Here is an 8,968-nt window from a genome sequence, read left to right as displayed (position 1 = left end):
GGGGGCCGAGACTGGGCTCCGTGCCGGCGGTCGCCCCCTCCGTCACGCTGCGTATCCGCAGCGCGCCACCTCCCCCGTTGCACGGGGGAGGAGCGGAGGTGCGACCATGACCCCCGCCTATGCCGAGCTCCAGGCCACCACCAACTTCTCGTTCCTGCGCGGGGCTTCGCGGGCCGAGGAGCTGATGCTGACCGCAGAGGCCCTGGGTCTTTCCGCCGTGGGCGTGGTCGACCGCAACAGCCTGGCGGGGGTGGTGCGGGCCTGGACGGCGGCCAAGACGCTGAAGGTGCGCGCCCTGGCCGGCTGTCGCCTCGACTTCGCCGACGGCACGCCGAGCCTGCTCTGCTATCCCTCCGACCGCGAGGCCTTCGCGCGGCTGACCCGGCTGCTGACCCTGGGCCAGCGGCGGGCCGGCAAGGGCGAGTGCGTGCTGTCGTGGGCCGACTTCGTCGAGCACGGCGAGGGTCAGCTGGTGCTGGTCGTGCCGCCCGAAAAGCTGGACGCCGCCTTCGAGGCCGACCTTGCCCGCATCGCCGCCGCGCTGAAAGGGCGGGTGTGGCTGGCGGCGTCGCGCGCCTACGCCGCCCAGGACCTCAAGCGGCTGGCGCGGCTGGACGCTCTGGGGCAGGCCGCGGGCGCGCCGATGGTCGCCACCAACGACGTGCTCTATCACGGCCCCGAGCGGCGGCCGCTGCAGGACGTGATCACCTGCGTGCGCGAGCACTGCACGATCCAGGAAGCGGGCTTTCGGCTGGAGGCCAACGCCGAGCGCCACATCAAGGCCCCGGCCGAGATGGCGCGCCTGTTCGAGCGATGGCCCCGGGCGATCGCGCGGACCACCGAGATCGTCGCCCGCATCGGCTTCGACCTGTCCGACCTGCACGAGGAATATCCCGACGAGCCGGTGCCGCCGGGCAAGACCTCGATGGAGCACCTGACCGACCTGACCTGGCAGGGCGCGGCCTGGCGCTATCCGGACGGGGTTCCGCCCAAGGTGGCCGCGCAGCTGAAGGAAGAGCTGCGGCTGATCGCCAAGATGGACTACCCCAACTACTTCATCACCGTGCACGACATCGTCGGCTGGGCGCGGGGGCAGGGGATCCTGTGCCAGGGGCGGGGATCGGCGGCCAATTCCTCGGTCTGCTACTGCCTGGGGGTGACGGCGATCGATCCTACAAAGCACCGGCTGCTGTTCACCCGCTTCATCTCCGAGAACCGCGGCGAGCCGCCCGACATCGACGTCGACTTCGAGCACGAGCGGCGCGAGGAGGTGATGCAGTACGTCTATGCGCGCTATGGCCGGGAATATGCGGCCATCTGCGGCACGGTGATTCATTACCGCCCGCGCAGCGCCATCCGCGACGTCGGCAAGGCCCTGGGCCTGACCGAGGACGTGACCAGCCTGCTGGCCGGCACCGTCTGGGGCAGCTGGGGAGACGGCCTGCCCGAGGAGCATCTGACGAACGCGGGCCTCGATCCCAAGGCGCCCGAGATCGCCCGCGCCGTGGCCCTGGCCACCGAGCTGATGGGCTTTCCCCGCCACCTGTCGCAGCACGTCGGCGGCTTCGTGCTGACCAAACGGCGCCTGGACGAGACCGTGCCGATCGGCAATGCGGCGATGAAGGACCGCACCTTCATCGAGTGGGACAAGGACGACATCGACAGTCTCAAGCTGATGAAGGTCGACGTGCTGGCCCTGGGCATGCTGACGGCGATCCAGCGGGCCTTCGGCATGCTGCGCGCCGATCACGGCGAGGCCATCGTCGACCTGGCCGACGTGCCGGCCGAGGTGGCGGGCGTCTACGACATGCTGTGCGTGGCCGACAGCATCGGGGTGTTCCAGGTGGAAAGCCGGGCGCAGATGTCGATGCTGCCGCGCCTGAGGCCGCGCCGGTTCTACGACCTGGTCATCGAGGTGGCGATCGTGCGGCCCGGGCCCATCCAGGGCGACATGGTCCATCCCTACCTGAAGCGGCGGAACAAGCTGGAGCCCGTGGACTGGCCCAAGCCGTCGCCCGAGCACGGACCGGCGGACGAGCTGCAGGAGATCCTCGGCAACACCTATGGCGTGCCGCTGTTCCAGGAACAGGCCATGAGTCTCGCCATCGAGGCGGCCAAGTTCACGCCCGACGAGGCCGACGGCCTGCGCAAGGCCATGGCCACCTTCCGCAACCTGGGCACGCCGGCCGAATACCGGGTGAAGTTCGTCGAGGGCATGGTGCGCCGCGGCTATCAGCGCGACTTCGCCGAGCGCTGCTTCAAGCAGATCGAGGGCTTTGGCCACTACGGCTTTCCGGAAAGCCACGCGGCCAGCTTCGCCAAGCTGGTCTATGTCTCGGCCTGGATCAAATGGGCTTGGCCGGACGTGTTCTGCGCGGCGCTGATCAACTCCCAGCCGATGGGCTTCTACCAGCCGTCCCAACTGGTGCGCGACGCCCGCGAGCACGGGGTCGAGGTGCGCCCGTCTGACGTGATGGCCAGTGACTGGGACTGTACGTTGGAGGCTTCCAGCCCCTCCCCCGCGCTAGCGGGGGAGGGGGACCGCGAAGCGGTGGAGGGGGCGAGTTCAAGCGCCGCGCTCCTTCACTCGCCCCCTCCGTCACGGCGCGTATCCGCACCGTGCCACCTCCCCCGTTTCTCGGGGGAGGAGCGACGAGACCCACGGAAAGTGTCCTGCGAGAAAACCCGCCCGCGCTGGAAGGCGCTGCGCCTGGGCCTGCGCCAGATCAAGGGCCTCAAGGAGATCGACGTCAAAACCCTGGTGAAGGCCCGCGACGAGGGCGCGCGTACGCCGGCGGAGTTCGCCCAGGGCGGCGTGCCGCAGCGGGCGCTGGAACTGCTGGCTGAAGCCGACGCCTTCGCCTCAACGGGCCTGTCGCGGCGCGACGCCCTGTGGGCGGTCAAGGGGCTGAAGGGCGAGCACAGGGCGCCGGTCCAGGCCCCGCTGCTGGCCGGCCTGCCGCTGTTCGAGGATCAGGTGGCCCTGCCGGCGATGGGCAAGCCGCAGGAGGTGGCCGAGGACTACCGCACCACCAGCCTCTCCCTGAAGGCCCATCCGTGCGGCTTCTACCGGCCGATGCTGAGGGAGATGGGCGCGGTCACCGCCGACCGGCTGGCGGGAATGCGCAACGGCCAGAAGGTGTCGGTCGGCGGCCTGGTTTTGATCCGCCAGCGGCCGGGCACGGCCAAGGGCGTGGTGTTCGTCACCCTGGAGGATGAGACGGGCGTGGCCAACGCGGTCGTCTGGAAGGACCGCTTCGAGGCCGACCGCAATGTGGTGATGACCGCCTCGTTCCTGGTGGTGCATGGCCGGGTGCAGGCGGCCGAGGGCGTGATCCACATCGTCGCCGAGGGCTTCACCGACCTGTCGGCGGAGCTTTCGACCTTGCGCGACGAACCCGGCGCCCCGGCGCCGCGCGTGCGCCAGAAGGTGTCCGGGCGGCTGCTGCGCAGCCGGGATTTCCACTAGTTCTTCCCTCTCCCCTTGCGGGAGAGGGTGGCCCGCGAAGCGGGTCGGGTGAGGGGTCTCTCAGAATTCTACGGATAGGGTTTTCGACCCCTCATCCGTCGGCCTTCGGCCGCCACCTTCTCCCGCAAGGGGAGAAGGATCAAACCCTCGCCGTCTCCACCGTCGTGGCCCTAAGCCGCTCGACCAGGGCGAACAGTTGGGCGCGGACGCCGAATTCGTCGCCGGCCAGGGCGGCGGCTTCCAGGGCGGCCAGGGTCGCCTCGTCGATGCGGGGCGGCGGCACGACCGGGGTGGCCTCGACCACGCCGGCCGACTTGGCCGCGGCGGTCTCGTTGATGTCGACCAGTTCTTCGGTGAGCTTCTCGCCGGGCCGCAGGCCGGTGATGCGGATCTCGATGTCCTTGCCGGGCGTGAGGCCCTGCAGTTCGATCATCCGGCGGGCCAGGTCGATGATCTTCACCGGCTCGCCCATCTCCAGGGTCAGCACGCCGACCGGCGGGGCGGCGTCGGCGGCCGACTGGGCCACGGCCCGCAGCACCAGCGACACCGCCTCGGGGATAGTCATGAAATAGCGTTCGACATTGGCGTCGGTCAGGGTGACCGGGCCGCCGCGGGCGATCTGGTGGCGGAACACCGGCACGACCGACCCGGCCGAGCCCAGCACATTGCCGAAGCGCACCACGCCGACGCGCATCTTGCCGCCGCCGCCGAACTGCCGGGCGATGGTCTCGGCCACACGCTTGGTGGCGCCCATGACGCTGGACGGGGCCACGGCCTTGTCGGTGGAGATCAGGGCGAAGTGCGAGGCGCCGGCGGCCTTGGCGGCCATGGCCACATTGCGAGTGCCCAGCACGTTGGTGCGCACGCCCTCGCAGGGGTGGTTCTCGACCATCGTCACGTGCTTGAGGGCGGCGGCGTGGAAGACGATGTCGGGCTGCTCGGCGGCCAGCAGGCGTGAGACGCGACCCTCGTCGCGCACGTCGCACAGGGCCTCGCGGCGCGGCAGAGCGGGCCAGGCCTCGGCGATCTCGCGGTCGATCAGGAAGAGGTTGGCTTCGGAGGCGTCGACCATCGTCAGGTGGGCCGCGCCGCTGGCGGCGATCTGGCGGCACAGCTCCGAGCCGATGCTGCCGCCGGCCCCGGTGACCAGCACGCGGCGACCGCTGACCAGGGCGCGGACGGGAGCGGGGTCGAGACGCACGGGCGCGCGGCTGAGCAGTTCCTCAAGGCTGATCTCGCGCAGGGCGGCGGCCGTGGGGCCCTCGCCCATCTCGACCACGCCCTGGCGGCGCAGCAGGCGCACGCCCTCGCTCTTCAGCCGGCCCAGGCGCTCGGCGCCGAAAGCGCTCAAGGGGGCCTCGGCCAGGAACAGCACGGCGGCCGGCGACAGGCCGCCGTCGCTGAGCTGGCGCATGACCGCGTCGAAGCGGTCGATGGCGCCCAGCACGCAGACGCCGCGGATCTCGTCGCCGGTCTCGCGGGCCTCGGGGGTTAGCAGGCCGACCACGGCGTAGCGTTCGGCCAGGGCCGGGTCACGCAGGAAGGTCTCGGCCTCGGCCGCCGTGCCGACGATCAGCAGGCGCGGCAGGGCCGGGTGGGCGGGGGCGGGGCGCAGGCGGACCAGGGCTTCAGCCAGCACGCCCTCGTGCAGGGCGCGGCGGCCCACGCGCAGGGCGGCCAGCAGGCCGATCTGCACGACCAGGGCCGCCAGTATGGTGCGCAGGCCGCCGTCCAGCTCGGGCAGGAACAGGCGCGCCAGCAGCGAGAAGGTCAGGGCCGTCAGGGCCGCCGAGCGGGCGATGCGCAGGTGGTCGGCGGCGGCCACGAACCGCCAGGGCGCGCGTTCCAGCCGAAAGAGCAACTCCACCACGAAGGCCGACAGGGCGTAGAGGCCGGCATGGGCCAGCAGGCCGGGCCTGTCGGTGTCGAAGCCGGCGGCCAGGACCTGTCCGATCAGCAAGGCCAGGAAGGCCAGGAAAACATGCGCTGCGATCTTGCCGGCGCGACCCATGGACGCTCGAACTCCGTTCAACTTTCGCGGCTTACCACGCTCCTTGCCCGTCGTCGCCGATTCAGGTGCAGGCCGTTCAGGCGCGGGCCAGGGGCAAGGTCGCGATCAGGTCGCCGGCCTGGGCGGGCGGGGCGCCGGCTGGGCGCATGACCAGGGCGTCGGCCCGGGCGAAGACGCCGACCAGCGAAGAGTCCTGGTCGGGAAAGGGGGCGACCGTGACCCAGCCCTCGGCGTCGATGGCGCGGGCGGCCCGCATCCAGTGCTCGCGCGGACCGTTGCCGGGCAGGGGGGCCGAAAGGCGCGCGACCCCGAACGGCAGGGCCGCATCGGCGCCGGACAGCGCCGCCAGCAGCGGGTGCAGGAAAAGCTCGGCGCAGACCAGGGCCGAGGCCGGGTTGCCCGGCAGGCCCAGCACGCGGCGGCCGTCGGACAGGACCCCGAACCAGGTCGGCTTGCCCGGCCGCACCGCGATGGTCTGGACGCGCAGGGAAAGGCCTAGTCGGCTCATGGCCGGCTTGACCAGGTCGTAGTCGCCGACCGAGGCGCCGCCGATGGTCACCACCAGGTCGACGGCCGCGTCGGCTACGGCGGCGGCGATGGCCTCGACGGAGTCGGCGGCGGGGGCGAGCTTGATCGCCTGTCCGCCCCAGGCCTCGATCAGGGCCGCAAGGCTGAACGAGCCGGACTCGAAGATCTGGTCGGCGGCGGGGGCGCCGCCGGGCGGAACCAGCTCGTCGCCGGTGGCCAGGATCGCGACCTTGGGCCTGCGGGCGACCGGCAGCTTCCCCAGGCCGGCGGCGGCGGCCAGCGACAGCCGCCAAGGGTCGATGCGCACGCCGGCCTCCAGCAGCCGGTCGCCGGCGCGGAAGTCGCCGCCGGCCGGGCGGATGTTGGCCTTGGGCGCGTCGCCGGCCGAGAAGGTCACGCGGTCGCCGTCGCGGGCGGCCTCTTCCTGGATGACGACGAGGTCGGCGCCGACGGGAACCGGGGCGCCGGTGAAGATGCGCACGGCTTGCCCTGCCTGCACGGCCTTGGGATAGGCGCGGCCGGCGGCGCTTTCGCCGGCGATCGTGAAGGCTTCGACCGCGCCATAGTCGGCCCGGCGGATCGCCCAGCCGTCCATGGCCGAGGCGTCGAAGGGCGGCTGGTGGCGATCGGCGACGATGTCCTGGGCCAGCACGCGGCCGACGGCGTCCGGCAGGGCGACGGTCTCGACGCCCAGGCGCGCGGCGCCGTCCAGCATGCGGCCGCGGGCGTCCTCGACGGTCAGGTTCTTCAGGGCTTGGCTCACGGACCGGAGGTCTCCGTCAGGGGGCGGCGCGGGTCAATCGAAACCTGCGCCGGCCCCGCCCGGCTTGTACCGGTTTGGCGGAATGCCCAGCAGGCGCTTGAACATGGTCGAGAAGGCGGCCGGGCTGTCGTAACCCAGGTCGAGCGCGATGGTCGTCACCGGCTCGCCGGCGGCCAGGCGGGGCAGGGCGGCGAGCAGAAGGGCCTGCTGGCGCCAGGCGCCGAAGCTCATGCCGGTCTCGCGGCGAAAGGCGCGGGTGAAGGCCCGGCGGCCAAGGCCCAGCTCTCCGCACCAGTCGTCGATGGTCTCGTGCGGGGTCGGGCGCTCGAGAAAGGCGTGGCAGCGGCGGGCCAGGGCCGGGGCGGCGGGGAAGGGCACGGCCAGCGGGATCACCGGCGCGCGGGAGAGTTCCGCCAGCAGCAGGTCCATGACCAGGCCGTCGCGGCCGTCCTCGTCATAGTCGACGGGGATGTCGCAGGCGGCGATCAGCAGATGGCGCACCAGCGGCGAGACGCCGATCACCCGCCCGGTGTCGCCCAGAGCCGCCGAGGCCCGCTTGTCGAGCAGCACGCTGCGGGTGCTGACCGCGCCGACCATGCGGACGGAATGGGGCACGCCCGCCGGGGTCCAGACCGCGCGCTCGGGCGGGGCGATCCAGGCGCCGTGCGGGGTCGAGACCACGGCTACGCCGGCGGCGGCGTAAAGCAGCTGGCCGCGCCCGTGCTGGTGCCAGTCCAGCTCGAACGAGGGCGGATACTCGTTGCCCGTGGCCACCACCGGACGGGGCGTTGCGTCATAGTCGGCGGGATGCACCCAGGGCTTGGCCATCTGTCCCACTCGCGAAAGTGAAAGTCCCGATGCGGAATGCGGGACGTTCCTTCAGGTCCTATCGCGGTCGCACCTTCACTGGAAGAGCCCGATGACCGACACCGCAGTCCGATCCTCCGCCGCCGACCCCTCCAGCCCGCAGGCGCAGACCACGGTGTTCGGCGTGATCCTCGCGATCAGCGGCTGCCACCTGCTCAACGACATGATGCAGTCGCTGCTGCCGGCCATCTATCCGAACCTGAAGACCGACCTGAACCTCAGCTTCGGCGAGATCGGCCTGGTCACCCTGGCCTATCAGATCACCGCCTCGATCCTGCAGCCGCTGGTGGGCCTCTATGCCGACCGCCGCTCCAACCCCTGGGTGCTGCCGGGCGGGACGCTGTTCTCGCTGGCCGGCCTGGCGGTGCTTTCGGTGGCGCACGTCTACGGCCTTGTCCTGCTGGGCGCCTGCCTGCTGGGCGTCGGCTCGTCGGTGTTCCACCCGGAGTCGTCGCGGGTGGCGCGGATGGCGGCCGGCGGCCGGCCGGGCCTGGCTCAGTCGCTGTTCCAGGTGGGCGGCAACGCCGGCCAGGCGCTGGGACCGCTGGCGGCGGCGCTGGTCGTCGTGCGTTGGGGCCAGTCGAGCCTGGCCTTCTTCGCGCTGCTGGCCCTGCTGGCCGGGGCGGTGCTGTGGAACGTCGCCGTCTGGGCCCGTCACCACGGCGCGGCGCGCCTGGCCGCCGGCGGCCGCAAGATCGCGATCGACCTGCCCAAGGGCGCGGCCGGCAAGGGCATCGCCATCCTGCTGGTGCTGATCTTCTCGAAGTACGTCTACATGGCCAGCCTGACCAGCTACTTCACCTTCTACCTGATCGAGCGGTTCCAAGTGTCGGTCGAGAACGCCCAGATGCACCTCTTCGCCTTCCTGGCGGCGGTGGCCGTGGGCACGATCGCCGGCGGACCGGTGGGCGACCGCTTCGGCCGCAAGGCGGTGATCTGGATCTCGATCCTGGGCGTGCTGCCGTTCACCCTGGCTCTGCCCTACGCCAACCTGTTCTGGACCGGACCGCTGGTGGTGATCATCGGCCTGCTGCTGGCCTCGGCCTTCCCGGCCATCGTGGTGCTGGCCCAGGAACTGGCGCCTGGCCGGATCGGCATGATCTCGGGCCTGTTCTTCGGCTTCTCGTTCGGCATGGGCGGCCTGGGCGCTGCGGTGCTGGGCGAACTGGCCGACTGGAAGGGCGTGGAGACCGTCTACAAGCTGTGCGCGGTGCTGCCGGCGCTGGGCCTGCTGGCGGCGTTCCTGCCGAACACGCGCAGACGCTGAGGGGATGGACCAGACAGCAAAAAGGCCAGCCTCGAGGCTGGCCTTTTCTATTTGGCCCCTTTC

The 8,968-nt window shown here is 71.5% G+C and carries 5 protein-coding genes; 2 read left to right on the top strand and 3 right to left on the bottom strand.

Features of this window, described 5'->3' with window-relative positions:
• Nucleotides 1-106: 106 nt before the first annotated feature.
• Entirely contained in the window at nucleotides 107-3,469 is a 3,363-nt protein-coding gene (locus tag P7A99_RS22720; protein ID WP_277795997.1) for an error-prone DNA polymerase, read from the top strand.
• Nucleotides 3,470-3,608: 139 nt separating this feature from the next.
• Here the strand turns inward: P7A99_RS22720 and P7A99_RS22715 are convergent, their stop codons facing one another.
• The 3 genes from P7A99_RS22715 to P7A99_RS22705 form a co-directional block, all read right to left on the bottom strand.
• On the bottom strand, nucleotides 3,609-5,480 hold the full coding sequence (locus P7A99_RS22715; RefSeq protein ID WP_277795996.1) for a nucleoside-diphosphate sugar epimerase/dehydratase: 1,872 nt from the start codon (nucleotides 5,478-5,480) through the stop codon (nucleotides 3,609-3,611).
• A gap of 76 nt (nucleotides 5,481-5,556) precedes the next feature.
• Nucleotides 5,557-6,771, bottom strand: coding sequence for a molybdopterin molybdotransferase MoeA (locus P7A99_RS22710; RefSeq protein WP_277795995.1), 1,215 nt, complete (start codon nucleotides 6,769-6,771; stop codon nucleotides 5,557-5,559).
• A 33-nt stretch (nucleotides 6,772-6,804) separates the two neighbouring features.
• On the bottom strand, nucleotides 6,805-7,599 hold the full coding sequence (locus P7A99_RS22705) for an AraC family transcriptional regulator (RefSeq protein WP_277795994.1): 795 nt from the start codon (nucleotides 7,597-7,599) through the stop codon (nucleotides 6,805-6,807).
• Nucleotides 7,600-7,690: 91 nt separating this feature from the next.
• On the opposite strand from P7A99_RS22705, the gene P7A99_RS22700 reads away from it, so the two are divergent.
• Nucleotides 7,691-8,905 carry an MFS transporter gene (locus P7A99_RS22700; RefSeq protein ID WP_277795993.1) on the top strand — a complete coding sequence of 405 codons (1,215 nt, stop codon included), beginning with the start codon at nucleotides 7,691-7,693 and terminating at the stop codon, nucleotides 8,903-8,905.
• Nucleotides 8,906-8,968 lie beyond the last annotated feature (63 nt).

Origin of the sequence: Caulobacter endophyticus (assembly GCF_029543245.1) — a bacterium.
GTDB classification, from domain to species: domain Bacteria; phylum Pseudomonadota; class Alphaproteobacteria; order Caulobacterales; family Caulobacteraceae; genus Caulobacter; species Caulobacter endophyticus_A.
Note: the sequence above shows the minus strand (reverse complement) of the source record. Positions and strands in the feature narration are given on the sequence as shown.